The organism is Paenibacillus helianthi (assembly GCF_001909055.1).
Lineage (GTDB): Bacteria > Bacillota > Bacilli > Paenibacillales > Paenibacillaceae > Paenibacillus_AQ > Paenibacillus_AQ helianthi.
Map to the genome: position 1 here is coordinate 40,619 of NZ_LVWI01000047.1, position 24,054 is coordinate 64,672.

General features: G+C 49.3%; 27 protein-coding genes. 17 read left to right on the top strand and 10 right to left on the bottom strand.

Going from position 1 to position 24,054, the window contains the following annotated elements:
* Window positions 1–21: 21 nt before the first annotated feature.
* Both A3844_RS17580 and A3844_RS17585 read left to right on the top strand, forming a co-directional pair.
* Entirely contained in the window at window positions 22–519 is a 498-nt protein-coding gene (locus tag A3844_RS17580; protein ID WP_074108070.1) for a DUF6933 domain-containing protein, read from the top strand.
* Between the two features lie 221 nt (window positions 520–740).
* Window positions 741–1,007, top strand: a complete 267-nt coding sequence (locus A3844_RS17585; RefSeq protein WP_074083843.1) for a hypothetical protein — start codon at window positions 741–743, stop codon at window positions 1,005–1,007.
* Window positions 1,008–1,355: 348 nt separating this feature from the next.
* Here A3844_RS17585 and A3844_RS17590 read toward each other — a convergent pair whose 3' ends face one another.
* On the bottom strand, window positions 1,356–2,219 hold the full coding sequence (locus A3844_RS17590; protein WP_074083844.1) for a helix-turn-helix transcriptional regulator: 864 nt from the start codon (window positions 2,217–2,219) through the stop codon (window positions 1,356–1,358).
* Between the two features lie 163 nt (window positions 2,220–2,382).
* Here A3844_RS17590 and A3844_RS17595 point away from each other — a divergent pair, with 163 nt between their 5' ends.
* The 6 genes from A3844_RS17595 to A3844_RS17625 all read left to right on the top strand — a co-directional run bounded on the left by A3844_RS17595 (window position 2,383) and on the right by A3844_RS17625 (window position 7,011).
* Window positions 2,383–3,669, top strand: coding sequence for a Gfo/Idh/MocA family oxidoreductase (locus tag A3844_RS17595; RefSeq protein ID WP_074108071.1), 1,287 nt, complete (start codon window positions 2,383–2,385; stop codon window positions 3,667–3,669).
* A gap of 235 nt (window positions 3,670–3,904) precedes the next feature.
* Window positions 3,905–4,291 (top strand): ADP-ribosylation/crystallin J1, encoded by a 387-nt coding sequence (locus A3844_RS17600; protein WP_074108072.1) that lies wholly within the window; start codon window positions 3,905–3,907, stop codon window positions 4,289–4,291.
* Between the two features lie 295 nt (window positions 4,292–4,586).
* Window positions 4,587–4,994, top strand: a complete 408-nt coding sequence (locus A3844_RS17610) for a DUF7674 family protein (RefSeq protein ID WP_074108074.1) — start codon at window positions 4,587–4,589, stop codon at window positions 4,992–4,994.
* 11 nt (window positions 4,995–5,005) lie between these two features.
* Window positions 5,006–5,551, top strand: coding sequence for a DMP19 family protein (locus A3844_RS17615; protein ID WP_074103033.1), 546 nt, complete (start codon window positions 5,006–5,008; stop codon window positions 5,549–5,551).
* Window positions 5,552–5,592: 41 nt separating this feature from the next.
* Entirely contained in the window at window positions 5,593–6,321 is a 729-nt protein-coding gene (locus A3844_RS17620; RefSeq protein ID WP_074108075.1) for a class I SAM-dependent methyltransferase, read from the top strand.
* A 150-nt stretch (window positions 6,322–6,471) separates the two neighbouring features.
* Window positions 6,472–7,011, top strand: coding sequence for a GNAT family N-acetyltransferase (locus A3844_RS17625; protein WP_074108076.1), 540 nt, complete (start codon window positions 6,472–6,474; stop codon window positions 7,009–7,011).
* Window positions 7,012–7,166: 155 nt separating this feature from the next.
* On the opposite strand, the gene A3844_RS17630 is transcribed toward A3844_RS17625, so the two are convergent.
* Both A3844_RS17630 and A3844_RS17635 read right to left on the bottom strand, forming a co-directional pair.
* Entirely contained in the window at window positions 7,167–7,376 is a 210-nt protein-coding gene (locus A3844_RS17630; protein WP_074083851.1) for a hypothetical protein, read from the bottom strand.
* A gap of 74 nt (window positions 7,377–7,450) precedes the next feature.
* Window positions 7,451–7,792 carry a DUF805 domain-containing protein gene (locus A3844_RS17635; protein WP_074108077.1) on the bottom strand — a complete coding sequence of 114 codons (342 nt, stop codon included), beginning with the start codon at window positions 7,790–7,792 and terminating at the stop codon, window positions 7,451–7,453.
* 336 nt (window positions 7,793–8,128) lie between these two features.
* Here A3844_RS17635 and A3844_RS17640 point away from each other — a divergent pair, with 336 nt between their 5' ends.
* Entirely contained in the window at window positions 8,129–8,791 is a 663-nt protein-coding gene (locus A3844_RS17640) for a YheC/YheD family protein (protein WP_074108078.1), read from the top strand.
* A 326-nt stretch (window positions 8,792–9,117) separates the two neighbouring features.
* Window positions 9,118–9,261: a sporulation histidine kinase inhibitor Sda gene (sda, locus tag A3844_RS17645; RefSeq protein ID WP_042217282.1), complete on the top strand. Its 144-nt coding sequence runs from the start codon at window positions 9,118–9,120 to the stop codon at window positions 9,259–9,261.
* A 135-nt stretch (window positions 9,262–9,396) separates the two neighbouring features.
* On the opposite strand, the gene A3844_RS17650 is transcribed toward sda, so the two are convergent.
* Complete coding sequence (locus A3844_RS17650) at window positions 9,397–10,371, bottom strand: NAD(P)/FAD-dependent oxidoreductase (RefSeq protein ID WP_074083873.1); 975 nt, start codon at window positions 10,369–10,371, stop codon at window positions 9,397–9,399.
* Between the two features lie 322 nt (window positions 10,372–10,693).
* Here A3844_RS17650 and A3844_RS17655 point away from each other — a divergent pair, with 322 nt between their 5' ends.
* Together A3844_RS17655 and A3844_RS17660 are read left to right on the top strand one after the other, a co-directional pair.
* A complete protein-coding gene (locus A3844_RS17655) occupies window positions 10,694–11,887 on the top strand; it encodes an NAD(P)/FAD-dependent oxidoreductase (protein ID WP_074083854.1) in 1,194 nt (397 codons plus the stop codon).
* 1 nt (window position 11,888) lies between these two features.
* On the top strand, window positions 11,889–12,170 hold the full coding sequence (locus tag A3844_RS17660; protein WP_074083855.1) for a hypothetical protein: 282 nt from the start codon (window positions 11,889–11,891) through the stop codon (window positions 12,168–12,170).
* A gap of 96 nt (window positions 12,171–12,266) precedes the next feature.
* On the opposite strand, the gene hemQ is transcribed toward A3844_RS17660, so the two are convergent.
* Window positions 12,267–13,025 (bottom strand): hydrogen peroxide-dependent heme synthase, encoded by a 759-nt coding sequence (hemQ, locus tag A3844_RS17665; RefSeq protein WP_074087165.1) that lies wholly within the window; start codon window positions 13,023–13,025, stop codon window positions 12,267–12,269.
* A 221-nt stretch (window positions 13,026–13,246) separates the two neighbouring features.
* On the opposite strand from hemQ, the gene A3844_RS17670 reads away from it, so the two are divergent.
* The 3 genes from A3844_RS17670 to dnaI all read left to right on the top strand — a co-directional run bounded on the left by A3844_RS17670 (window position 13,247) and on the right by dnaI (window position 16,292).
* Window positions 13,247–13,543 (top strand): YuiB family protein, encoded by a 297-nt coding sequence (locus tag A3844_RS17670; RefSeq protein ID WP_074108079.1) that lies wholly within the window; start codon window positions 13,247–13,249, stop codon window positions 13,541–13,543.
* A 229-nt stretch (window positions 13,544–13,772) separates the two neighbouring features.
* On the top strand, window positions 13,773–15,317 hold the full coding sequence (locus tag A3844_RS17675) for a replication initiation and membrane attachment family protein (RefSeq protein WP_074087162.1): 1,545 nt from the start codon (window positions 13,773–13,775) through the stop codon (window positions 15,315–15,317).
* Window positions 15,318–15,335: 18 nt separating this feature from the next.
* Complete coding sequence (dnaI, locus tag A3844_RS17680; RefSeq protein WP_074108080.1) at window positions 15,336–16,292, top strand: primosomal protein DnaI; 957 nt, start codon at window positions 15,336–15,338, stop codon at window positions 16,290–16,292.
* A 95-nt stretch (window positions 16,293–16,387) separates the two neighbouring features.
* On the opposite strand, the gene A3844_RS32375 is transcribed toward dnaI, so the two are convergent.
* A complete protein-coding gene (locus A3844_RS32375; RefSeq protein ID WP_143013460.1) occupies window positions 16,388–16,543 on the bottom strand; it encodes a YqzM family protein in 156 nt (51 codons plus the stop codon).
* 349 nt (window positions 16,544–16,892) lie between these two features.
* Between A3844_RS32375 and trxA the strand changes: the two genes are divergently transcribed.
* Window positions 16,893–17,210, top strand: coding sequence for a thioredoxin (gene trxA, locus A3844_RS17685; protein ID WP_020430371.1), 318 nt, complete (start codon window positions 16,893–16,895; stop codon window positions 17,208–17,210).
* 218 nt (window positions 17,211–17,428) lie between these two features.
* On the top strand, window positions 17,429–19,414 hold the full coding sequence (uvrC, locus tag A3844_RS17690; protein ID WP_074108081.1) for an excinuclease ABC subunit UvrC: 1,986 nt from the start codon (window positions 17,429–17,431) through the stop codon (window positions 19,412–19,414).
* 88 nt (window positions 19,415–19,502) lie between these two features.
* Here the strand turns inward: uvrC and A3844_RS17695 are convergent, their stop codons facing one another.
* From A3844_RS17695 to A3844_RS17710, 4 genes are all read right to left on the bottom strand, one after another.
* Entirely contained in the window at window positions 19,503–21,194 is a 1,692-nt protein-coding gene (locus A3844_RS17695; protein ID WP_074108082.1) for a CPBP family intramembrane glutamic endopeptidase, read from the bottom strand.
* Between the two features lie 110 nt (window positions 21,195–21,304).
* On the bottom strand, window positions 21,305–22,861 hold the full coding sequence (locus A3844_RS17700) for a hypothetical protein (RefSeq protein ID WP_074108083.1): 1,557 nt from the start codon (window positions 22,859–22,861) through the stop codon (window positions 21,305–21,307).
* Window positions 22,858–23,589: an ATP-binding cassette domain-containing protein gene (locus A3844_RS17705; RefSeq protein ID WP_074108084.1), complete on the bottom strand. Its 732-nt coding sequence runs from the start codon at window positions 23,587–23,589 to the stop codon at window positions 22,858–22,860. Before A3844_RS17705 ends, A3844_RS17700 begins: the two co-directional genes overlap by 4 nt.
* Window positions 23,576–23,971 (bottom strand): GntR family transcriptional regulator, encoded by a 396-nt coding sequence (locus A3844_RS17710; RefSeq protein WP_074108085.1) that lies wholly within the window; start codon window positions 23,969–23,971, stop codon window positions 23,576–23,578. Before A3844_RS17710 ends, A3844_RS17705 begins: the two co-directional genes overlap by 14 nt.
* Window positions 23,972–24,054: the final 83 nt, after the last annotated feature.

The following is a 24,054-nucleotide window of genomic DNA, read 5'->3' on the forward strand; positions in this document are numbered from 1 at the left end:
GGACAACAAAGGGAGAACAACATGATCACCATAGCTTTGACGAAGAAGCTTTTTGAGCTTAGCGCTTTGGTAGAGGAACAGGACAATGAAGAAGAGGCTGGATTTTATAAGTGGCATGCTAATGTGTTCCGGATGGCTAGGAAGAATAACGTGATTTTTATGAACAATCAGACGCGGTATAACTTTATTTTATTTGGAATGAAGAAGGAACATTTTAAAAACATTAACCATTTATTCGTCCAGTCTCTGATAGAGAACTTGCGAGCCGATGAGGTCAGTGATTCAAACATTACGGAGTATGTAAGTAAAGCAGATGCAATCAAGTTCACGAAAACCTATAGTCGAAGTGTGCGGGGTTCTATGACAGACATGGTGAAGATGACAGGATTCTTAATTTCGGATTATCCTCCTCACGCAATGAATATTATAGCGCTTAATCAAAAAAACAATCGGTGTCCTTTGGTTAAACTAAGCAGCTTCCCCGAACGATTGATGAAAGAGGCATTGGGTTTGCACTAATATGAAGGAGGAGGACTCGTATGAGGCCGTTACATCGGTCATTCTGACTCCTGTTCCCCCTTCTCGGGGTTGTAAGTCCAAACAAACTGCATAATAATTTTCCAATAAGAGGTAATGAATACTCACTGTCGAATAAGTGATAGATATACAAATGGAATCAATTTGTGTACGGAGTTTGAATGTTGTAAACGCTCACAATAGAGATGCAGGAGGCGCTGACGATGGACGGAAGCAAGTCGTTGATCTATCAAATTCTCAAGACAATTGAAGAGGGCAAAGAACCGGTGCTGGAGAACCTGGAAGGGATAACAATAGGGGGGTATCATAGCGCACTGGAACAGATTAAGGAGAACAATCTGGCCAGCAATATCAGCTTCTCCCTTAGCGGAAAAGGTAAAAAAGCGGTCCGTGTTGCGAACACAAGCGGCTCCAAATTGACCCCTCAGGGTATCAACTATATCCATATCCAGGACAGCCGCAGCTTCTAGCGTTCCATAAGAGGAGTGTTCCTTATAAAAGATAGGCAAAAGCATACTATCCATCCACTCCGGGGGAATCCGGATACAACTGATTTCGTCTATATTGAGCTCCAGAGATATAGCGACGGGAAAGTGACCCCGAAGCATTAGTTCTTAAGGGAACTAGGTGTAGAGAAGGTATACTATAAGATTGAAACGCAGAAACCGGAATTTCGGCTTCTGCGTTTTTGCATGGGTTGAATAGGAAACTGTTTTAGAACCTTCCAGCTCCCGAAAGCTTCAGCGTGAGATTTGCTGATTGGTATACTTGGCGACAGCCGCTGCAATTCCAGCCGCTTGTCCCGGCGCAGCGCCACTCTAGCTGTTGAACAAGCGGTACTCGCGTGGGGATACTCCGCTCAGCTGCTTGAAGACTTTACCGAAATGGGAGAAGTTCCCGAAGCCGCACTGCTCGGAAACGGAGGTGACCGATAATCCGGTTTCCTTTAATAAGCGCTGTGCTTGCCTGACTCTTGTGAGATTGATGTATTCGCTGAATCCGAAGCCGGTAACTTCCTTGAACATTCGGCTAAGATGACTTTTGCTGATGTAGAAGCGGGAAGATAAGTCGTCCAGCTCCAGAGGTTCAGCATAGCTGGCATGAATATGGCGGACTATAGCGGTGATCTTCTGCTGTACCGGTGTAGGCTCGTAGTGAACAGACGGCTCCTGTCTGAGCAATTCTCTGGCCGTGAACAGCAGCAGCTCGGTCGCCGCATGGACCGCGTGGATTTCATAGCCCGGGGGTTCTTCAGTAAGCTCCCCGAGCAGTTTCAGCAGCAGCGCCTCCAGCGGGAGGCGCTGCTGTAGCTTCAGCCTCAGTATAGGATACTCATGGGAGAATACAGACAATAGCAGTTGCTTATGTTCTGCGGAGAATCCGTCGAAGAAGGCAGGATCATAATACAGCAGCATTCTTTCGTAGCCGGGGATGCCGGCGTCGGAGGTTCTATGCACTATATCCGAGCCGATCAGCACGATATCTCCGGGCTGTACGGTGAAACTGCGGTCATGGATGAAGTAATTCCGCTCACCGGAAAAAAGATAATACAGTTCATATTCACGGTGAAAATGGGTTTCCGTCATGGTGTGAAAATCATTCCTGTCGAACTCTATCTGAAGTCCATTCCGGGAAGCTGTAAGGTCAAATCTAATTTGATCCGGCACCTGCCCAATGTCCATACCCAACTCTCCTCATATAGAAAATAACATATGCAGCTATTATAGCAAAATAAGCGGGGTATTAGATAAAAGGAGTGATAATTGCAGAGAAACCATATAAATATTGTGTTACTCTATGGCTGAAAGCCAACAAATAGGATGAACTATAGGAGGCGAAAGAGAATTGGATAAGAAACGTTATGTACAGGTAGGCATTGGGGGCAGGGCACAATTCTTCTATGAAGCCATTGCAAAGGAATACAGGGATTCCGCAGAGCTTACCGCTTTTTGCGATGTGAACCAGACGCGTATGGATTATGCCAATAAGGTTCTCTCGGGAACCTATGAATATCCGCAGGTGCGCACTTACCGGACTGAACAATTTGATGAGATGGTTGAAACCGATAATCCGGATATCGTCATTGTTACCAGTGTGGACCGGACACATCACCGATATATTATCCGGGCGCTTGAGCTGGGCTGTGATGTCATTACGGAGAAGCCCATGACCGTCGATGTGGAGAAATGCAAAGAGATATACGATGCTGTGGAGCGAACAGGACATAAGGTGCGGGTTACCTTCAATTACCGTTATGCTCCGCATCACACGAAGGCCCGCGAGCTGATCTCCTCCGGGGTGATCGGGGATGTGCATTCGATCCATTTTGAATGGCTGTTGAATACACAGCATGGTGCGGATTATTTCCGCCGCTGGCATCGGGATAAGCGTAACAGCGGAGGCCTGCTTGTCCACAAATCGACTCATCATTTCGATCTGGTCAACTTCTGGATCGGTGCGGAGCCGGAGACGGTATTTGCCTTTGGTGATCTGAGATTCTACGGCCGGGAGAACGCCGAACGGCGCGGCGTAACTTCGTTCTACCAGCGTGGCACCGGCAATCCGGCAGCCTCGGAAGATCCTTTCGCCCTGCATCTGGATCAGAATCCCGTGCTGAAGGAGATGTATCTGGATGCGGAGGCGGATGACGGCTACCAGCGGGATCAAAGCGTATTCGGCGACGGCATCAGCATCGAGGACACCATGGGGGTAATGGTCCGGTACAGCAACAAGGCCATTCTCACCTATTCGCTGAATGCCTATATGCCTTGGGAAGGCTACCGGATCGCTTTTAACGGCTCCAAAGGAAGAATCGAAATGAGCATAGTAGAGAAATCCTATGTCAATGCCGGAGGTGACCGGTCACTGGAAGGTGCCGTGGAGGGCAAGCATATTGTGGTCCATCCCATGTTTGATGCGCCTTATGAGGTCCAAGTGGACGAAGGAGCAGGAGGTCACGGCGGGGGAGATCCGGTGCTGCTGAATGATCTGTTCGGAACCCCGGACGAGGACATCTACCACCGGGCAGCTGACCACCGGGATGGAGCCCGCTCCATCATGACCGGCATCGCTGCCAACCAAGCCATCCGCACCGGGCTTCCGGTCCGGATCAAGGATCTGATCTCAATTTAATTTAATAGGTGCGCAGATCTGGAGGCTTTTTTAAATATAATCCGTATTTTATATGTTGTACGCAATAAGTTGCCTATCCTTATATTTCTCGCTGAACGGCTACCGTCCTAAAAAGGGCGGCGAAGCCGTTTCTGCTTGTCTGGGCTCATCCAGTTTCCAGTTTTTAGCGGGACTGATATACTGAATTGTAGTGTGGATAACGTTCTGAAGGCAGGATAATAACGGAGGAGCTCATATGAAAACCTTATACCGGCCCGTCGGCCTCACGGAAATGAAACTAATACTCGATCTGCACCTCGGCGGCTTTCCTCCCAGATTACCGGAACAACCGATTTTTTATCCTGTTCTTAATAAGCCGTATGCTGATCAAATCGCGAGAGAATGGAACACCAAGGACCTATTTTCCGGCTATGCCGGATTTGTAACTGAATTTGACGTGGCCAGTCCTTATATCGATCAGTATGAAGAACATGTTGTAGGAGCCAGACATCATCTAGAGTTGTGGATACCTGCTGAGGAAATGGACGAATTCAATCATCAAATTGTTGGTCCAATCCGAGTGGTTGATATTTACTACGGTACCGATTATGTGGGTCTGATTCCGGGGGGGATCTGTTTTTGAGAACCAAAGCGCAGCCCAGCAGTTGATTACTTGGAAAAATATTTTAGAATGCAATGCTATGGATTTTTACAGTGAGATCAGAGAGCATTGGCAGCATATTTTCACGAGTTATCCCTATTGGAGTCAGAGGGGTTTTACGGGGTACGGATTATCAGAGGCTACAAAAAACGAAGTGCTTGGAACAATGAAAGAATATTGGAATGGGCTTTTTCCGGATATGGTTTTACTTAGCCTAGGCAAGGAGGCATTATGATTCTGATGTTGCGTCTATGGTCGGAATAAAATGGAGGGTACTATGAGCGTATGGAGAAGAAAGGCTCTGGAGTTGTTTTGTGATGCCAGATTTCATTTTACTCAAAAAGATGACACCGTATATTCCCTGTTACTTGAGTTGCACATTAGGCTCGATGAGCTCCACAGAAATAATAATACCTTTGAGCTTACCAAAATCTATAATTACGTAGAATGGTGCTTTCATCAAGGCAACCGAAGCCATTATCTGTGCAATGCTGCGGCAGTAGGTTTCTATGAGCATTTAGTAGATGATGAAATCACACGCAATGCCATTCCCTATTGGGTCAAACCTGATATTTTCGAAGCGGTCCAATCACTTTTTGAATGGAGGCTAGAAAATAAACTAGCTCTATATATTGAGTTGGTTATGGAATATAACAAAATCAACAATACGCAATTCATAAGTTGACTGGAGGAACGATGATGAGTAACCCGAAGGCGAATATCAATACATGGTTTCCTAAAGAATCTTCAACCCTCTCAGCGGAAGAAATCGTTGATTCGGTATGCAGCAGCATCTATGAGCCTGAGAATGCGGCTGCCCGGGAGGATGTGCTGAAATCACCTGGATTCCTGAGGGAGATTATGCTGCTGATCGATCTGGATACAGAACTCACGATGAATGGCATCCTGGGCTTTCTGGAGAATTCATCCGGCCGGTATTTGCTGGAGACTATTCAAGCACTTCAGCATATTGGCGCAGCCGAAGATGCGGAGATTTTAGAGCAGATCTACCAGCAGCTTGAAATCACTCCGGCTCAGCGAATAAAATCTCCCGGTCTGCATGAAGTCAGCAGCTTTCAAGACCGGTACATCCTGAATGCAGAAGTGTTAGATGGAATACTCAGGCTGTCCGAGGCACTGTATTTGAATACACCTGACCGCAATATTTTTGATAACCTGGTTGGCTATCTTTCTGCGAACAGACATCTGCTTGATGAAGAACTGAAGAAGTATAGCTGGTGATGCTGTCTAGCTGTGGCGAAGGAAATAATCTAATCTAGGAGATGCACAAAATGCCGGAAACGATCAAAACCAATGTTGATTTACTCCATATGCTGGACTCGCTAATGAGAGAGCCCGTCCCGTTTTGGGACAAATTCTATAGTGACAGAACGAAGGGGGTTCCCTTTTTTGTAGATAAGCCGGATGAAAATTTGGTCTCTTATGTAGAATCGGAGATACTGCAGGGCGGACGCATGCTGGAATTGGGGTGCGGACCTGGACGGAATGCGATTTATGCGGCGCTTCATGATTTTGATGTGGATGCAATCGATCTTTCGGAAGAAGCCATTGCCTGGGCGAAGGAACGTGCAGCTGAAAAAAATATTCAGGTGAATTTTACCTGCGGATCGGTTTTTGACCTGTCTCCCGAGTCAGAATATGATCTGGTCTATGATGCAGGCTGTCTTCATCATCTGTGGCCCCATCGGCGAATTGGATATATGGAGATGATCCATCATGCGCTGAAGGACGGGGGATATTTTGGATTAACATGTTTTGCTCCCGGGTTTACGGAAATGGGAGGAGCCATGGAATTAAGCGACTGGGATGTGTACCGGGACCGAAGCATGCATGGCGGACAAGCGTACAGCCAAGAGAAATTAAGCGAACTCTTAGGCGGATATTTTGAGCTGGTGGAGATCCGGTTGATGAAGGAATGTGCGGAGAAGGACGAAGTGTTCGGCGTTCCTTTTCTATGGACAAGCCTATGGAGAAAACACCTGAAGGGATAACTGCATAGGCCAGATTACTTACAAACTAAAAACCTATGTGAAAATGAACGTATCCTTGAGTTCATCTGTACTATCTTTCTATGCAGGTCGAATTAAACGGACAGCAAGCTGACTCCGTAAAAACTTTGAAGTATGAAGGAAGGGACCCCCATGACTCTATTGGAAACAGAACGGTTAATCATTCGTGAATTTGTCCTTGAAGATATGGAAGCGGTGCATGCCTATGCCTCAGATCCTCTGGTGGCGAAATATATGATATGGGGGCCGAACTCAGAAGAGGAAACCGGAAGCTATATTAATTTGACCATGGAAATGCAACGTCAGAGTCCGCGGCGAGACTTTGAATTTGCCGTAGTTCTCAAACAGACCCATCAGCTGATCGGTGGCTGCGGCATTCACGTAAGTGAACCGAGCCAAGGGGAAATTGGCTATTGCTTCAATCGGCTGTTTTGGAGACAGGGATATACCTCTGAGGCTGCTGATGCCGTGCTTGATTTTGGTTTTCGGGAACTCGATCTTCACCGTGTATACGCTACTTGCCGTCCGGAGAATGTGGGTTCAGCCAAAGTTATGCAGAAGCTTGGCATGGCCTATGAGGGACATTTGCGTGAACACATGTGGCATAAAGGGAAATGGCATGACTCCTATCTGTATTCGATTTTAAAACCGGAATATGATCGCCAGAGATGAAATGGTTCATACTGGAACATTAATCAGCGAATTAAGCTGTCCATCTGCACAAGCCATCCGTTCTGTTTTTCATAGAGTATAGTAAAAACCCTGTACAGAAAAATCTCTGTGACAGGGCAGTACAGGCAAGGCAATGAACGGAAAGAATCCTTCAATCATGCAGGGATAATGAATTTGAAATTAATCATAAAGACGACCAGCGCGGCGGAAGCCAGAGAAAAGGTAATACAGCCTGCACCCAGGGCGCTGCGGCGGTCTCTGATGAATTTGAAGCCCAGTGCCCCAATAAGAACCGTAGTTCCCGCCAGAACGACTGTCATACCCACCATTGCCAGCCAGTATAGCACCTCAAAAAACTCTGCCATGAAGAGTCCTCCCCTCCAGGCCATAATACAATGATTTTTAAGGATTTTCCAGCAGAATGTCAAGATATGTACAGCTAGTAATTGAAATTAGACCCGTATTTATTGTTGCCTTCGCTTGGCAGGCAAGCAAAAACAGTTAAGATAACGAATCCCACCATGGGAATCAAACAGAACAGAACCCACCAGCCGCTCTTTCCGGAATCGTGTAGTCTTCGTAACAGAACTGCCAAAGACGGCAAAAACATGGCGAGCGAATAGAGCGGTGTCAGTAGGTGAATGATTCCAAGCATCTCCTGTAGAAAAGCCAAAGCGATGAAGAAGATAATATTGAACAGAAAGAACATCCAATATTCTGTCCGGGTGGCCCTCCCTGTGAATCCTCTATAGTTTTTTAATGCTTTTATGTACCACTGCATTGACCCAACTCCCTAATCTATTATGATTATGTATTGATTTTTTATCGGCACAGCTTTAACGAAATATGATAGCAGCGCTCTCCAGACCATCTGACATTCTATGCATCCTTGCTAATTTCAGGCGATTGCTGTCGATTGCCGTAAGGCAGGCTTTGTCGGAATCTGCGGCTTGAGCGGCGCATCCCATAAATGGATATACCAGGACATAGAGCCCCGCAGCTATATGCCCTTTTTTGCCATGTCTACCTGCTTACACGGACAATCATACAGGAGGGTGGGAGCTTTTCTGAGTAAAGTATAGGGTAGGCTGGGGAATGTGAAAGGAGTGGGAGAACAATGGCGGGAAGACAACTGGCCAGCAAGTGGCTGAAAACCGAGGCGCTGCTGAGCGATCCTCGGGTTGCCGGTTACATTCCGAGAACGATGGAATATAGCGCTGCTGGGTTGTTAAGGATGCTGGGTATATACGGTTCGGTCGTAATAAAACCTGTTGTCGGCGGTGGCGGTTACGGGGTAATCAAAGTGTTCCGTAGCAGCCGGGCATATGGATTCACACATATGAACAGTACAAGAATGTATCGGGATTTCTCATCCATGAGACGCGCGCTGGACATGTTTAAGGTCAAACGCAGATATCTAATGCAGCAGTGTATCTCACTCGCCCGGATTGATGGACGTCCTATTGATTATCGGGTCAAGGTGGTGAAGAACGGGGATCATTGGGAGTTTCGGGCTATGGTGGGAAGAGTGGCCCGGCCAGGGCTATTCGTGACGAATCTCTGTAAGGGAGGCACGATGTTAAGCTGCCGGGAGGGGTTAAGAAGATCCTTACCCCGAATTAGGACTTCTGCCAAAAAAGCAGAGATGCGTCGTCTGACCCTGATCTGCATAGAACTGCTGGAGCGGCATTTTCCGGGGATCGGTGAACTTGGGTTTGATTATGCTGTGGATCAACGTGGAAAAATCTGGATTCTGGAAGTAAATACCCGTCCGAAATGATTAAGCAATTTTTAAGAATTGACGATAAATATAGTAATACGATAGAATTGCGATTAGTTGTGTGATTCACGAGGTAATATTTGATAAAAAATTCCACGGAATTATGAACAATGTAAAAATATTTCAGACCCATTTCCTGCGGATGAGACCTGTGTATAACTTTTATCCCCATAGTCCACTGTACAGTGAATGACTTTCAGGCCCTTACTAACATCTTATACACAGGATTTCCACAGTCGCTTGTGGATAGTGGGAACGCTTGTTCGAAAAATGATAGTTTGCTATGATAGATTCAGATCCAAATAAAGGAAAGGTAGGTGAACGTTATGGTTGAATTGTCGGATGAGATGCTCTTGGACTCTTACCATAGAGCAATAGAACTGCAATTAGAGCATGATTTCATCGCTCTTCTGCTCGCTGAAATTCGCAAACGGAACTTACACTCTCCAGTTCATGCGGTTCTTCACTAAGACGCAGAGACACCTTTGCAGCAGCTCCTACATTCAAACCGCAAGCATCACAAAATAGGGTATCTGTTCAGATTGAAGTGCAATCAACCTGAACAGATACCCTTTTATTTGGTTCAATAGGAAGCGGATGTTCCGTTAGAGCTTGAGATTGCTGCTGTGCCCCGGAGACAGCTTGGCTTCCGGGTCAAGGTAGACCTTGGCATTGTTCACTGCCGTAGGGGCTTCTCCAAATCCTACAGCAATCAGCTTCAGCTTGCCTGGATATGTAGTAATATCGCCGGCAGCGAAGATCCCTGGAATGCTGGTCTCCATGCGGGAGTCAACCACGATAGAGTTGCTCTCAATGTCGATGCCCCACTCGGCAATCGGTCCCAGCGAAGAGACAAAGCCGAAATTGACGATTACGCTATCTACTTCAAGTTCTTGCGTTTCTTTGGTTTTGATATGGGACAAGGTAACCTTGGTAATGAATTCTTCGCCGTGCAACTCGGTGATCTCTGAAGGCGTAATGACATTAACCTTGGATGCCATGAGGTTCTCTACACTATGCTCATGAGCGCGGAATTTATCCCGGCGGTGAATGAGGGTTACCTCTTCAGCAATGGGTTCCAGCATCAGTGCCCAATCCACCGCAGAGTCGCCGCCACCGCTGATCAGCACCTTTTTCCCCTTGAATGCATTCAAATCACTTATAAAATAATGCAGATTGGCTCTCTCAAAACGGGCGGCCTCCGGAAGTTCCAGACGGCGTGGTTCAAAGGCACCAACTCCTGCTGTAATGATCACTGCCTTACTATGATACTCTGCTTTATCGGTAGTGATAACGAAATGGCGTTCGTCCTGCTTGATAAGCGAAACGACCTTCTCCTCCAGCCGGATATCGGACTGGAACAGCTCCATTTGGCGGGAAAGGTTATCTACCAGCTCCTGACCGGTGACTTTTGGAAAGCCGGCCACGTCATAAATATATTTTTCAGGATAAAGAGCAGCAAGCTGCCCTCCCAGTTGGGGCATACTTTCAATTAGGGTTACCGATGCCTGGCGCATCCCGCCATAAAAGGCGGCAAACATCCCGGCCGGACCGCCTCCTATGATTAAAAGATCGCTCATAGGAACGGATTGCTCTTGTGTCACGAATATTACACCTCCGAGTTGATAGTTTCAAATTGCCATACTGGCTTATCTAACATTATAAACATTGTGACACCGACCTGCAAAGGCTTGATTTCGGAAGAAAAATGTGACATTTTGCTGCATGATTATATTTGATTAAAACGATACTAAGGTTTACAATGGATATGGTTATTTTAGAAATCCTTTAAGTTTAATTGGAAATTCTTCTGAATTTAAGTGTATAAATTCACAAAATAAACCGAATTTTTTTACAAAAAATAACACATAGACAGATTTACCTGTTGGAAGGAGCCGGAACATGAGCAGTATTCCCAAAATCGTTATCCTAGGCGCGGGATATGGAGGTATTTTGACCGCGCAGCGGCTGCAGAAAGCTTTGAACTATAATGAAGCAGATGTGACACTGGTGAACCGCCATGAGTATCACTATTTCACTACCCATCTACATATGCCTGCTGCGGGTACAGACAGCATCGAGCATACCCGGGTATCGATTTCCAAATTAATTGATGAATTCAAAATTGATCTCGTTAAATCTTCCGTACAGGAAATTCGCACCCAGCAAAAAAAGGTAATTCTGGAAGACGGTACGCTGTCGTATGACTATCTCGTAATCGCCCTTGGAGGGGAACCTGAAACCTTCGGAATTCCGGGACTGGATAAATATGCGCTGACTATCCGCAGTATTAATTCCGTGCGTTTGATCCGTGAGCATATCGAATATCAATTTGCCAAATACAAGAATGAGAACAATGCACAGGAGCATATTAATTTCGTTGTGGGCGGCGCAGGTTTCAGCGGCATTGAATTTGTGGCTGAACTGGCAGACCGCATTCCGGCGCTGTGCAAGGAATATGATGTGGATCCAAGCATGGTCAATATCTACAATGTGGAGGCTGCTCCTACGGCACTGCCGGGCTTTGCACCTGAACTGGTAGAGCATGCGATGACAGTGCTAACGAAGAAAGGTGTAACCTTCAAGATCGGTGTAGCCATCAAAGAGTGCCTGCCTGGCGGCGTTATCCTTGCCACTGGTGAAGAGATCAAAGCCTCAACTATTGTCTGGACCGGCGGCATCCGCGGCAACCGGCTGATCGAAGCAGCAGGGTTTGAAGCCATGCGCGGACGGGTTAAGGTGGACGAGTACTTGCGCGCTCCGGGACATGAAAATATCTTTATTATCGGCGATGGCTCTTTGATGATTAATCCGGAAGGACGCCCTTACCCGCCAACGGCACAGATTGCCATGCAGCAGGGTGAATGCTGCGCACATAACCTAGTGGCCGCGATTCGCAGCCAGCAGCCTAGAAAGTTTGCCTTTAGCAACAAAGGCACAGTAGCTTCTCTGGGGAAAGGTCAAGGTATTGCCGTAGTTGGCGATAAGACCTATAAGGGCTGGACAGCAGCGCAGCTGAAGAAGGTTGTGGATATGCGTTATCTCTTCATCATCGGCGGTATACCGCTAGTCCTAAAAAAAGGAAGATTCCTCTAGGATGCGCCACTGCAGCGTGCAAGTCCGCGGCCTGCTGACGCGTGAGGAGCTGGACCGGTATAATGGTCTGATTGAGGTCGGATCTTATCTGGAGGACCAGAGCCGTTACGATCTCGCCTACAGTGTCCAGAAGGAAATCGACATCCTCATACTCCCGGCGATTGAGCGGCTGAAGGATAAAGGGCGGGCCCGCGACCGGGCGACGGCTGAATACCTGGAGAGTCTGCGTGAAGAAGAGGAAGACTGCGAAGAGGATGACGAAACCGGTTCATCAACGGTTTAATTCAAATACTATGTATGACTTCATGAACATGACAAAGGGTGTGTCTCCATTATGGGAGACACACCCTTTCTGCATAGGAACAGGAGATTACTGTTGTTACAGCTTCAGCAGTTCTTCGAAACTGTCCAGTGTCAGCAGATTGCCGACATAGAACGGGCCAAATTCACCATAGCGGGCGCTGACCTCATCAAAGCGCATCTCGTAGACCAGCTTCTTGAACTGCAGCGCGTCGTCGGCAAATAGGGTGACGCCCCATTCCCAGTCGTCGAAGCCGACGGAGCCGGTAATGATCTGCTTCACTTTGCCGGCATACCCGCGGCCGATTAATCCGTGCGAATGCATCAGCTCGCGGCGCTTCTCCATATCGAGCATATACCAGTTGTCGGCAAGCTCGCGTTTTTTGTTCATCGGATAGAAGCAGATATGCTTCATTTGCGGCAGAACAGGCTTCAAGCGGGCGGCTACATGCGGATTCTGCATAGGATCACTGCCGTCTCCAGCGCTTCCGCCAGCGGCATAGTTGCTGAGCTCAACGATACTGACATAGGAATAGGACTTGGTAGTATACTGGGCAAAGGCGATTTTGTTAAAGGCGGTCTCAAGCTGGTTCAGTGCTTCCAGACTTTCCCGCAGAAACATCATCACGAAATCAGCCTTCTGGCCGACAATGGAGTACACTGTGGTGCTTCCTTCCTTGGCTTCCTCAACTGTATCCCATTCCTGCATGAAGGCATGCAGTTCTTCCAGGGCAACAGCACGTTCTTCGTCATCGGCAGCCGTCCAGGCCGTCCAGTTCAAAGAGCGGAAGTCATGCAGGGCATACCAGCCTTCCAGTGTCAACGCGGCTTCGTTCATGTATTCTCACTCCTTAGCATAAGTTTATATGTACATCCGCTTAATCTATTTGCATTGTATCGCATGCAGGCAGGCAGAGCAAACGCGCAGCTCCAGGATTTGCTGTGTGAAGATCCGGGATGAAGATAATGTTCATTGCTTCGCTACATTTTTTCTAGTAAACTTACTATTAATTAAGGTTTGCTGTGCGGTTCTTTATAGAGAGAGGGGATGGCGGTACGATGGGGTTTATTCCTGTGTTTGTTCTGGCCGTTTTGTTCTTTGTTATGATGTTTGGCATTGGCTTTATCCTTAACATGTTAATGAAGACTACCTGGTTCCCTGCCTATCTGTTTGTCCTTGTGATTCTGCCTGTGGTCGTCTATTCGATCTGGGATCGGAGCGCCATGAGCCTGTGGGAGCATTTGTCCACCTTCCATGTCGTGGATTACCTCACGGGTATTGCGGGTCTGGCTGGAGCAGTGCTCAGTGGCTGGACAATTCAGAAGCTCAGGCTTGGCGGCTACAAAATGTTCTAAGGGTTTCGTGCGCATACAGAGCGGCTGCTGTCCTTACCTAAGGATGGAGAGCCGTTTTTTCTTGGAATATAAGCATTTATCTGTTCACGCCAGCAATGGATAACAAGCTGTCGATATCAGGGGGATAAGCACTGAATTTGGACTTTTTTTTACATTTCCGGGCGGAAGTTTTGTGATAGAATAGAAATCTAAATGGATTCGTGTAGAAAAAGAGGGAGGTAATCCGCAGATGCGCATGAGTCACCTGCATCATTTCACCGAACATCATCGGTACTGCGTTTCCCGCGAATTCGGTCTAAGCAGTGTAGATGCACGTATGCTGGGCTCGGTCTATCAGCCGATGGTAGGCGCTTTTGCCATCAGTCTGTACCGTCTGCTGTTTGAGCATATTCCGGCTGAAGCAATCGGCTATTCTCCGGTGGAGCAGCAGCGACGTCTGTTCATGACGCTGGGTGTGGAACCCAATGAGAAGGGCCGCAAATATATAGTGGATCAGGCTTCCCGGCTGGAAGCGGTGGGACTGCTGCAGACCTGCCGAATCTTTGTAGCGGAGACTGATGATTATATGTACGAATACGAACTGCTGCCGCCGCTGTCGCCGGCTGATTTTTTTGCAACCCAGCATTTAACACTGCTGCTGCGTGACAAAATCGGTAAATTTGCCGTGCTGTCCCTGCGTGAGCAGTTCTGGAACCGGGAACCGGAGGAATGGAGCCGCCGGTCGATCGGCAAAGAAAATATTTCCCTGCCCTTTTATGATATTTTTCAACTCAATACCCATGTGATCGATTATGAACTGGAGCAGGCTTTGGCTGAGGTGGCAACGGTCAAGCAGCCCGGCATGCGGGAAACCGGGGAACCTGCTATCGGGTACAGTGATATTATCCTGCGGTTTCCGCGGGAGTCGGTCAACCGGGTTCATGTCGAGAAGCTGCGTTTTGACCATACCCAGATGGGGATGATCAATTATGTAGCTCATAAGTATGAGCTTAGCCCGCAAGACCTGTCCCGTCTGCTGGATGAGGACGGGGTATTCACACCGGATGGCGAAGTGATTCTGGATGCACTGCAGTACAAGGCAAGCCAGCATTTCCGCCAGGATATGAAACGCCAGGAGAAGCGGGAGGTTGCCGCAGCGAAGGTGGTGGCGCTGCGCTCTGCTGCTGCCGTGGAAGGCGATGATTCCATCGCTCCGCTGGAGCAGTCCGTCGAAATGGAATATTATGTGGAGGTGCCTCCGCAATTTCTGTCCAAATGCGACATTCACCAATATAATATGATGCTTCGCAACGAGCCTTATACACGCCTGCTGCAGACTTTTTTCCCGGGTGCCGTGCCCACACAGCTGATGGATACTTTTGAGAAGATTGATCTGAATTATAAGCTGAGCGGGGAAGTCATTAATGTACTCATTCATTATCTGATGACCATGGTAGCCTCCGGGGGCGATCAGCGGATGAACCGTAACTTCGTGGAGGCGATTGCCTCGAATATGCTAGTCAAGCAGGTGAACACCTACGAGAAGGCTGTCCGTTATATCCGAGACCAGACCAAGGTTAAGGGTAAAGGTTCAGCAGCGGGGTCAACGGCATCAGGTGGAACGCGCCAGCGCAGCTACAGCAAAGCCGGCGGCCGTTCCGGCAAAGCCGAGATTCCGATTGTGCTGGATGACGGCAGCGCCGGGACGGTATCCGAAGAAGAGTTCGCGGCGATGATGAAGAAGGCGGCTGAAATCAAGGCCAGTAAGAAGAAAGGCGTATCCAAGACGCCATAAAGAAAGCGAGGTGCGGCTATGGAGTCTATGGGCGAAGTGCTGCGTTCGATGAACAATTCCGCGCTCCGCCAGCGCTCCCGTGATCTTGAGCAGAACCTGCTGAACCATCCTTTGGTGAAGCAGCTTCAAGCAGAGCATCCTGAGCTGGACGAGTCGCGGCTGCGGCTTCATTTAAGCCGCCTGTATCAATATGTAGAAGAAAGCCGCCATTGTGCGAATTGTCCCGGCCTGGAGAAATGCCCGAATGATTTCCAGGGCCACTACAGCAAACTTACTGTTGAGACGGTTAATGGTACGGCAGATCTGTACGAACGGAAGACAGCCTGCAACCTTAAGATTGCCCGGGATAACCAGGATAACATCCGCAAGCGTATCCGCAGCTTTTATGTGGATGAACGCGTGTTGAACGGCGGCTACGATGAGATTGACATTATGGGCAAGGACCCCCGCCGGGTCTCAGCTGTGAACCGGATATTTGATTATATAGCCAGTGCCAAAGAGAATGGCCTAACCTCACGGGGGATATATCTGCAGGGCTCTTTTGGAACAGGCAAAACATTTTTGATGTGCTATATGCTGCATGAGCTGGCGATTGCCGGGTACAGCGGCGTGATCGTATACATGCCTGATTTCATCGAGGAGCTCAAGCTGATTATGATGGATAATCAGAAGCTTAAGGAAATGGTGGACACGATGAAGAATTGTGACCTGCTGATCTTTGACGATATCGGGGCGGAGAACCTCAACCCCTGGGCCCGTGACCATGTGCTGGGTGCGATCCTGAACCACCGGATGAACCGTAAGCCGACTTTTTACACTTCAAACTATCCTTTGGACGGGCTGGAGAAGCATCTGAGTATTACAAGCAAGGACGGCGAGGAGATCTATAAAGGCCAGCGCCTGATGGACCGGATTGCACCGTTTGTGGATGTGATTCCGCTTCACGGGGAGAATCAGCGGGGAATGAGCAGATAAAAGATATCCTATAAATTAGCAAAATCCGGCTTCTTCCATATAGGAAAAGGCCGGATTTTGCGCTTTGGCAGGCAATACGGGGTATGGCCCGGTAATTACTCCGACAAAAACTTGATAATCACCATACCAAAGAAAACAACGGTCATGAATCCCGTCATTCCGAAGAAACCAGCCAGCAAATCGCCCAGGTCATTGCGTGGCTCCTCGTTGACATGCTCCCGCGGATCACGTGCTTGCGCGTTGACATCCATCTTTTTTCCTCCTTGCAGTTGCATGACTGCAATTAGTGGGTTACAGTTAGACGTGTGAGAGAAGTCATTGACAATTAATGCGCTTTCCTCAAGTATACGAAGTCCCTGGAATGTTGTAAAGCAGAGACTGCGGCGGAATATTTGATTTTATGCAATTTAATTTCATAAAACATTACACAAAGTCACTGTAAATATGTTATACTGTGGATGTGTCGGTAAATGGTAATCTGGTTATCATATTACATGAAACATTTTATCCGTTATAATTTCGGAGTGAATTCGCCACACTAGGCTTATGAGTTATAGAAGCGGATGAAAGCTTCGTACAACTTAAAGGAGGAACAATATCATGGCTATCGTGAACGTGTCTGACCAATCCTTTGTGGGTGAAGTTGAAGGTCAAGGTACTGTAGTAGTAGATTTCTGGGCACCTTGGTGTGGCCCTTGCAAAATGCTTGCCCCAATTCTGGAGGAGCTGTCCACCGAGCTGGGTGACGATGTGAAAATTGCCAAGCTGAACGTGGATGAAAATCCGGAAACGGCTTCCCGTTTTGGAGTCATGAGTATTCCTACCTTGATTTTCTTCAAAGACGGCCAGCCTGTGGATAAAGTTGTAGGACTGAACTCCAAGGATTCCCTTAAGAATATTGTAGCCAAACATCAGTAAGATGATGCTGTTTTCCCCGGGGCATCTGCCCTGCCTCCAAAGCGCCTTCGGTTTATCCGAAGGCGCTTTGTGCGTCGAATGGAAACCGCGCTCTTTTGAAATATACGAATGTTTGTGGTATCAGAAATAAGTTGGATTCCGGGGTTTGGGGTTGAACCCATAGCGACTTATATCTTAAACTTAAGTTATCACGGTGTTGTACAGGTGGGGGAGAAATCATGGATTATATGGATAATATCCGCAACAAACTGGCACTATTGCCCGACCTGCCCGGGTGCTATCTGATGAAGAATGAAGAGGGCACGATTATTTATGTGGGCAAGGCCAAGGTGCTGAAGAACCGGGTCCGCTCATATTTCACAGGCAGCCATAACGGGAAGACGCAGAGGCTAGTCGCCAATATTGTCGACTTTGAATATATCGTTACGTCCAGCAACATGGAAGCGCTCATTCTGGAGTGCAATCTGATCAAGAAGCATATGCCGCGTTATAATGTGCTTTTGAAGGATGACAAGACATTCCCGTATCTGAAAATCACGAATGAAGCTCATCCGCGCCTGGAGGTTACGCGCCGGGTGATTAAGGATAAAGCAAAATATTTCGGACCGTATCCGAATGCCTACGCGGCCCATCAGACCAAGAAGCTGCTCGACCGGATGTATCCGCTGCGCAAATGCGGTGTAATGCCCAAGGAAGTCTGTCTGTACTATCATATGGGCCAGTGTCTGGCGCCCTGCGAGAAGGAAGTGCCTAAGTCTGCTTACGAGGAGATTACCCAGAGCATTGCCAGTTTCTTGGGGGGCGGCCATGAGGCAGTCAAGAAGGATCTGCAGAAAAAAATGCAGGAAGCCGCGGAGGAACTGTATTTCGAACGGGCCAAGGAGCTTCGTGACCAGATTATCAACATTGATGCCTTGATGGAGAAGCAGAAAATCAACACCGCTGATACCAAAGACCGCGATGTATTCGGTTATGCTGTGGACAAGGGCTGGATGTGCGTACAAATCCTGTATATGCGTCAGGGGAAAATGATCCAGCGTCACTCCTCGGTGTTCCCTTTCTACGGGGAGGCGTACAGCGATTTCATCTCCTATGTAACGCAGTATTATAGCGAGAACCCGGCGCTGCCGCAGGAAATTCTGCTGCCGGAAACCGTGCTTGAAGGCACGGATGCATCAGGCAAACCGCAATTGGCTGTTAGCAATGAGGCTGAGGGGGCAGATACCGAAGATACGCCGGATAATGTGGCGGGGCTCGCGGCTGAGACTGCTGGTGAAGCTGAGGTGGCTGAGGTGGCTGAGGTGACTGAGGTGACTGAGGCGGCCACCGAAGGAAACGTGGACGCAGCAGGCGGTGCAGCTGCGCTTCAGGAATGGCTGGGTGTCAAGGTACTGGTACCCCAACGCGGCTTGAAGAAGCAAATGGTCGGAATGGCATGCCAGAACGGCCGGGTGGCACTGGATGAGAAGTTCCGCCTGATCGAGCGGGATGAAGAACGCACTTCCGGTGCAGCCAGCAGCCTGGGGCAGAGCCTGGGCCTGGAGTCGCTTAGCCGGATTGAGGCTTTTGATAACTCGAATATCCAGGGAACCAACCCGGTATCCGCGATGGTTGTGTTTATAGACGGCAAGCCGGCGCGCAAGGAATACCGCAAATACAAGGTCCGCTCGGTACAGGGACCGGATGATTACGAAACGATGCGCGAGGTAATCCGCCGCCGCTATGAACGAGTGCTGAAGGAGAACCTGCCGCAGCCGGATCTGATTGTGGTCGATGGAGGGAAAGGGCAGATCTCCTCCGCCATTGACATTCTGCAGAATGAGCTGGGGCTGTACATCCCGGTCTGCGGTCTGGTGAAGGACGACAAGCACAGAACGGCGCAGTTGCTGGTCGGGGATTCCGCCGAACCGGTGAGCCTGGCACGGGACAGTCAGGAATTTTATCTGCTGCAGCGTATTCAGGATGAAGTTCACCGGTTTGCGATTACGTTCCACCGCGAACAGCGCGCCAAATCGATGGTGACCTCGAAGCTGGATTCCATTCCGGGCATCGGCGAGAAGCGGCGCAAGCTGCTGCTGAAGCATTTCGGGTCCCTCAAAAAAATCAAGGAAGCCGCAATCGAGGACTTCCGCCCGCTGTCGATCGGCGACAAGCTGGCTGCACAGATTCTGGATGCCCTCAAGGATGAAGAACCGTCATTATAAAGTACTATCATTTATGCATCAATGCAGAAACGGCTGAGCTCTCCTTATCATAAGGAGGCTCAGCCGTTTTGTGTGTGTGCTCTTTGAGTTATACTAGTGGATTCACCGGTTCAGCCTGTTCCACTTTGCGCGGCGGATTGAACCGGTACACGATATAACCCACGATGAACGGCAGCACGATGGTGACAATACCCGCGCTGATATTTACGGATTCCTTCATAAAGATCAAGGTGGCGCCCATCAGGATGCTGTCAAACACCACGTGGCTGAACATAACGGCGATGAAGCCGTAGCGCAGGAAAATGTAGCTGAACAGCAGGCCGATCACGGTCAGCTCAATCGGACGCGAGCTGATGGGATAGATCGGATACAGGGTGTGTCCGAACGCCCAGACCAGTGTGGTGATCAGAGAGGCCAGGAAGGTATTGCGAACGATTTTCTTGACCATACGGATACCGAACAGACGGTAGATGGCTTCCTCGGACAACCCGGCAAGCCAGGCCACAATAGGCAGCAGCCAGGCATATCTCATGTTGTATGGAGACTGGCTGGCGTCGGTGGTGGACCAGTTATGCAAGGTGAATGACAGGATAATGAACATGATGGTCTGTACGCCAAGCAGGATAAAGGCCCAGACATAGCCGGCACGCATACTGTCCAGCACATACCGGCCATAACCCGGTTCTTTGGCGCGCGGCCAGGGGTTCAGACCTTCTTCTTTACGCCACAGGCCGTTGCCTCCCACCAGCGAGAAGTAGAGCATCAGAGACATCAGCAGACTGTAGAAGATATAGAAGATGAGCGTGATGAGGCCCGTTAAACGGCTCTGTAGGCTGTCTCCGCTGGCCTCCGGCAGCATGTTATAGGTGCTGACCAGCATGATTACAAAATGGGCGGCGCTGAGGAAGATCCCCCGCTTGAACGAAGTATGCCCTCTGCGCAGAATGCTGTAGATCAACGCCAGAATGCCCAGTGCCAGTGTGGGTATGCCATAGCCGAGCCCGGTCACCCAAGTGGCCATGGACGTTTGATCTTTGACATAGCTGATATGCCAGGCGGGAGCCGAGAATCCAGCCCGGAAATACGAGACCTGTTCCTGCTGGAATTTGAACCGGTATTGCAGCTGCGATTCTCCAACCTTGACCGAGCTGTCGGTATAGACCAGTCCATAATTGTCACTATCCGCCTGGATTTGCAGCTTGGAGGGATTGGCTCCCCAAGACTGAAGCCAGGGACGGGCGAGGTTCTCCTTCTGCTCAAGTGAAAGCTCCGGCTCACTGGCCGCGCTTTTGCTGGAAAGAGCGGTAGCAGAAGTTGTCTCCGTTCCCGTGCTGAAGCCGGAATGTTCGCCGCGCCCAAAGCCTACGACCTTGCCGGTATACATATTAAGATCCACTGACAAAATCGGGATGGCTTGGCCGGGAGCGTGCAGCACGGCATGAAAAACATCGAACGGATAACGCTGATCGAGCTTCTTCTTGGAATATTGATCCAAAAGTTTTTCCCGGGACATATAGCCGTAGAAAGAAGAGTCGGTCCGGTAGCTTACAGCCCACTTTTCTCCTGTGGACTCCGGATGGCCAAGCTGCTTGGCTGCGAATACGGCGGCTTGCTCGCGGGCCTCATTCTTGCTGATTGGGGTGGTGTCAGACTCACTTGTGCCCCCGAGGAGCTGGGGAGCGATCTGGAACATAATGAACACGATGAGACCGATAATACCCGCAAGAATAAGTCTGGTAGTAAGGGGCCGCTGCTGTAGGGGCTGGCCGACGGAATTCATGTAACGCCTCCTTGTGATGATAATGATGCTGTTATTTTTCATTATAGTATTTCTGGCAGACCTTTTACAAAAAAATACTGTATTATCCTTTTACGTGAAGATAGCTGTACTTATGCTTGTTTTGTCCGTACGGCTTCATTCTTCTGCATCAGCACAAGATGGTAATATTTAGAGCCTGCAAGAATACAGCATACCGCAAAAGGCAGACCCAATAGAGCAGTCCAGCCGAGTAACGCCCAGTCGGGATGCCAGCCGCTGCTATAAGATGCCGGGAACATATATGTATTGATCAGATTGCTCTGTAAAGGAACCGCAAAGGCGACGGGCAAAAACAGCAGGGAGAGTGCTCGTGACCTCATCAGATAATAGCTGATTTGCAGCAGGCCAAGTGCCAGTGTCAGGGCCAGTGTATAGACCAGAAATGAGAAAAACAGCCAGAACACATATTGGGTCATCTCGTGAAAACTGGACTTGCCTGCAGCGAGACCGGCCAGAAGGCCAACAACAGCTGATACCCCCAATACCACATTCACACGCATCACTGTAACCCATACAGCGGCAATCCCTGACAGCAGCAGCCGCAGCCGGCTCTGTGGGAATCCCAGCCACCAGGGTAATTGCTTGCGTTCAAAGCTATTGCGCAGCAGCATCCAGAATGAACCGAACAATACCGGAAATATGAAAGGTAAACGGATTGCGGACTGCATCGCATTCAGATTGCCGGAGGTGAAATAAAACATCGCAATGGCAATAACGGGAGCGGCAAGCTTCAAGATGCGTACAGCTTGATGCTTCTCCATCTGTTGCAGACGGCTGGAGTCAAGCTTGTATAGGGTGACGAATGGTGATTGGCTCCTTGCCGAAAGGTGTCTGTCCTTTTCCGGTTTTCGGACGGACTCTGCCTTTGAGGATGCTGCCGCAGGGATGCTGCGTTCCCCCATTTGTCTAAGCCCGTTCACCGCAATCCGGGGCATCAGAAAATAACAGGCCGGCCACCCGACAACGAGGAGTGCAGCTGTATAGAGGATGATATACGATGGTGCTGTATATTGCATATCATAAATGCCCAGAGCCTGTGAGTTGAGAAGCCCTATAAGAATAAACGGCAGCATCCAGAGAATTGAATACGGGAGGAGCAGCACCCGCGCAACTCTGCCGGGACGCATGATGAGGCTCGCCAGCAGGCCGAATACAACGGCTATTGGCAGAAGAACAAGGATGAACATTACGTAAGCTGTAAGGGTATAGATCAGCTCTCCGGCGGGAAGCGGCGTATAACGTCCTGTAAAGGTTGAAAGGCAGTACAGGACAATCGCCTCTATATACAACAGGAGCGTAAGATTGAGGCTGTGTCTAAGCAGGCTGGCCCCTTTGGCATAGAGCAGGGTGAGCCGGCTGTGGGGAAAGGTAAGCACCCAATCCCTATTCCGCTGCCCTGGAAAGGAGGCCATATGAAGAAAGGAGATGCCCACGCTCACGGTCCACAGCAGGAGGGCAACGGTTATGAACGGAGACCGCTGCGATGTGTTGAAGCCCGGGAGATACATCCCGAGAAGCAGCAACAGAGAGAACAGGACCATCACAGTCAGACTGCGCTGCTTCTTGCTGAATCTGGCTGGACCATAGCGGCTGTATTCCAGGTTGATTAGTGTTCTAAACGCGCTCATGCGAACACTTCCCGGTATCTGGATTCCACTGATTTGCCGGAGCGGCGCAGAGTGTCAACATCCTCGATGCCCTGGATTTTTCCTTCGCCCATCAGGATCAGCCGGTCGAACAATAGCTCCATCTCACGGATATCATGGGTTGCAATGAGAAAGGTCCGGGCGCCATCCGCCAGCTCGCTGACCACAGCCGAGGCGATGCGTTCTCTGGAAATCAGGTCAACGCCGGTAAACGGCTCATCCAGCATAATCAGCGGTGCCTTCCGCGACAGGCAGGTCAGCAGCTGGAGACGTGCCTCTTCTCCCCGGGACATTGCGGAAATGAGGACCTCGGTTGAGACGGAGAGCTGGAGCAGCAGCTGTTCAGCTTTGTCTGCGTCCCAGTCCGGGTAGATGCCTTGGGCAAAACCAAGCCATTGCTCTACAGTCAGCCAGCCGGGAAGATTCGCGCGGTCAGGCAGCATAGACAGTACACCGAGCCGGTCAACTCCCGAAGGCTTGCCGAAAATCTGTGCAGAGCCTGAATCCGGTAGGGTCAGGCCGGCAAGAATACGCAGCAGAGACGATTTGCCTGCGCCATTCGGTCCGAGCAGGCCGGTAATGCTGCCTGTTGGGATCTGAAAGCTGATCCCGTCCAGTATCATTTTTTTCTTCACTGTTAGTCTTACATCCTGGCACTCCACCGCCACGGGTTCATTATAGGGTACGGAAAGCCTGTTATTGTCTGTCATTTGAATCCTCCTTATCGAAATTCAGCATTTGCTCTGCCGAGAGTCCGAGTGACTCCGCTATGATCTTGAACTCTAGGACGGCCTTGCGCATGATCGTCTTGCGTGCCTCTGCAATGACCGCCTCCTCAAGGGTAACGAAGGTTCCCTGGCCGCGACGGGTGACGATTAGACCGATACGCTCAAGCTCCTGGTAGGTTCTGGCCGCAGTCGTCGGATTTACACTTCTTCCCGCGGCCAGCTCCCGAACAGAAGGCAGGCGCGAGCCGGGCGGGATGAGCCCGGTTACAATCCGTCCACGGATGGCGTCAACAAATTGCTCATAAATCGGGAGCGAAGGATTGATCTGGAATTGCTCCGGTAAAAGCTCATAGGATTGCTCCATCGGTTCCTTCCTCCAACCTTGTTGTTATGTGTGTATGGATACATACCATACACTTAATAAGTGAAGTGTACCATCTTACACCA

What these genes read in the sequence shown, in the direction of transcription:
- A3844_RS17580 (WP_074108070.1), top strand. Translation starts at nt 22, where the DNA reads ATGATCACCATAGCTTTGACGAAGAAGCTTTTTGAGCTTAGCGCTTTG.
- A3844_RS17585 (WP_074083843.1), top strand. Translation starts at nt 741, where the DNA reads ATGGACGGAAGCAAGTCGTTGATCTATCAAATTCTCAAGACAATTGAA.
- A3844_RS17590 (WP_074083844.1), bottom strand. Translation starts at nt 2,219, where the DNA reads ATGGACATTGGGCAGGTGCCGGATCAAATTAGATTTGACCTTACAGCT.
- A3844_RS17600 (WP_074108072.1), top strand. Translation starts at nt 3,905, where the DNA reads ATGAAAACCTTATACCGGCCCGTCGGCCTCACGGAAATGAAACTAATA.
- A3844_RS17610 (WP_074108074.1), top strand. Translation starts at nt 4,587, where the DNA reads ATGAGCGTATGGAGAAGAAAGGCTCTGGAGTTGTTTTGTGATGCCAGA.
- A3844_RS17615 (WP_074103033.1), top strand. Translation starts at nt 5,006, where the DNA reads ATGATGAGTAACCCGAAGGCGAATATCAATACATGGTTTCCTAAAGAA.
- A3844_RS17620 (WP_074108075.1), top strand. Translation starts at nt 5,593, where the DNA reads ATGCACAAAATGCCGGAAACGATCAAAACCAATGTTGATTTACTCCAT.
- A3844_RS17625 (WP_074108076.1), top strand. Translation starts at nt 6,472, where the DNA reads ATGACTCTATTGGAAACAGAACGGTTAATCATTCGTGAATTTGTCCTT.
- A3844_RS17630 (WP_074083851.1), bottom strand. Translation starts at nt 7,376, where the DNA reads ATGGCAGAGTTTTTTGAGGTGCTATACTGGCTGGCAATGGTGGGTATG.
- A3844_RS17635 (WP_074108077.1), bottom strand. Translation starts at nt 7,792, where the DNA reads ATGCAGTGGTACATAAAAGCATTAAAAAACTATAGAGGATTCACAGGG.
- A3844_RS17640 (WP_074108078.1), top strand. Translation starts at nt 8,129, where the DNA reads ATGGCGGGAAGACAACTGGCCAGCAAGTGGCTGAAAACCGAGGCGCTG.
- sda (WP_042217282.1), top strand. Translation starts at nt 9,118, where the DNA reads ATGGTTGAATTGTCGGATGAGATGCTCTTGGACTCTTACCATAGAGCA.
- A3844_RS17650 (WP_074083873.1), bottom strand. Translation starts at nt 10,371, where the DNA reads ATGAGCGATCTTTTAATCATAGGAGGCGGTCCGGCCGGGATGTTTGCC.
- A3844_RS17655 (WP_074083854.1), top strand. Translation starts at nt 10,694, where the DNA reads ATGAGCAGTATTCCCAAAATCGTTATCCTAGGCGCGGGATATGGAGGT.
- A3844_RS17660 (WP_074083855.1), top strand. Translation starts at nt 11,889, where the DNA reads ATGCGCCACTGCAGCGTGCAAGTCCGCGGCCTGCTGACGCGTGAGGAG.
- hemQ (WP_074087165.1), bottom strand. Translation starts at nt 13,025, where the DNA reads ATGAACGAAGCCGCGTTGACACTGGAAGGCTGGTATGCCCTGCATGAC.
- A3844_RS17670 (WP_074108079.1), top strand. Translation starts at nt 13,247, where the DNA reads ATGGGGTTTATTCCTGTGTTTGTTCTGGCCGTTTTGTTCTTTGTTATG.
- A3844_RS17675 (WP_074087162.1), top strand. Translation starts at nt 13,773, where the DNA reads ATGCGCATGAGTCACCTGCATCATTTCACCGAACATCATCGGTACTGC.
- dnaI (WP_074108080.1), top strand. Translation starts at nt 15,336, where the DNA reads ATGGAGTCTATGGGCGAAGTGCTGCGTTCGATGAACAATTCCGCGCTC.
- A3844_RS32375 (WP_143013460.1), bottom strand. Translation starts at nt 16,543, where the DNA reads ATGGATGTCAACGCGCAAGCACGTGATCCGCGGGAGCATGTCAACGAG.
- trxA (WP_020430371.1), top strand. Translation starts at nt 16,893, where the DNA reads ATGGCTATCGTGAACGTGTCTGACCAATCCTTTGTGGGTGAAGTTGAA.
- uvrC (WP_074108081.1), top strand. Translation starts at nt 17,429, where the DNA reads ATGGATTATATGGATAATATCCGCAACAAACTGGCACTATTGCCCGAC.
- A3844_RS17695 (WP_074108082.1), bottom strand. Translation starts at nt 21,194, where the DNA reads ATGAATTCCGTCGGCCAGCCCCTACAGCAGCGGCCCCTTACTACCAGA.
- A3844_RS17700 (WP_074108083.1), bottom strand. Translation starts at nt 22,861, where the DNA reads ATGAGCGCGTTTAGAACACTAATCAACCTGGAATACAGCCGCTATGGT.
- A3844_RS17705 (WP_074108084.1), bottom strand. Translation starts at nt 23,589, where the DNA reads ATGACAGACAATAACAGGCTTTCCGTACCCTATAATGAACCCGTGGCG.
- A3844_RS17710 (WP_074108085.1), bottom strand. Translation starts at nt 23,971, where the DNA reads ATGGAGCAATCCTATGAGCTTTTACCGGAGCAATTCCAGATCAATCCT.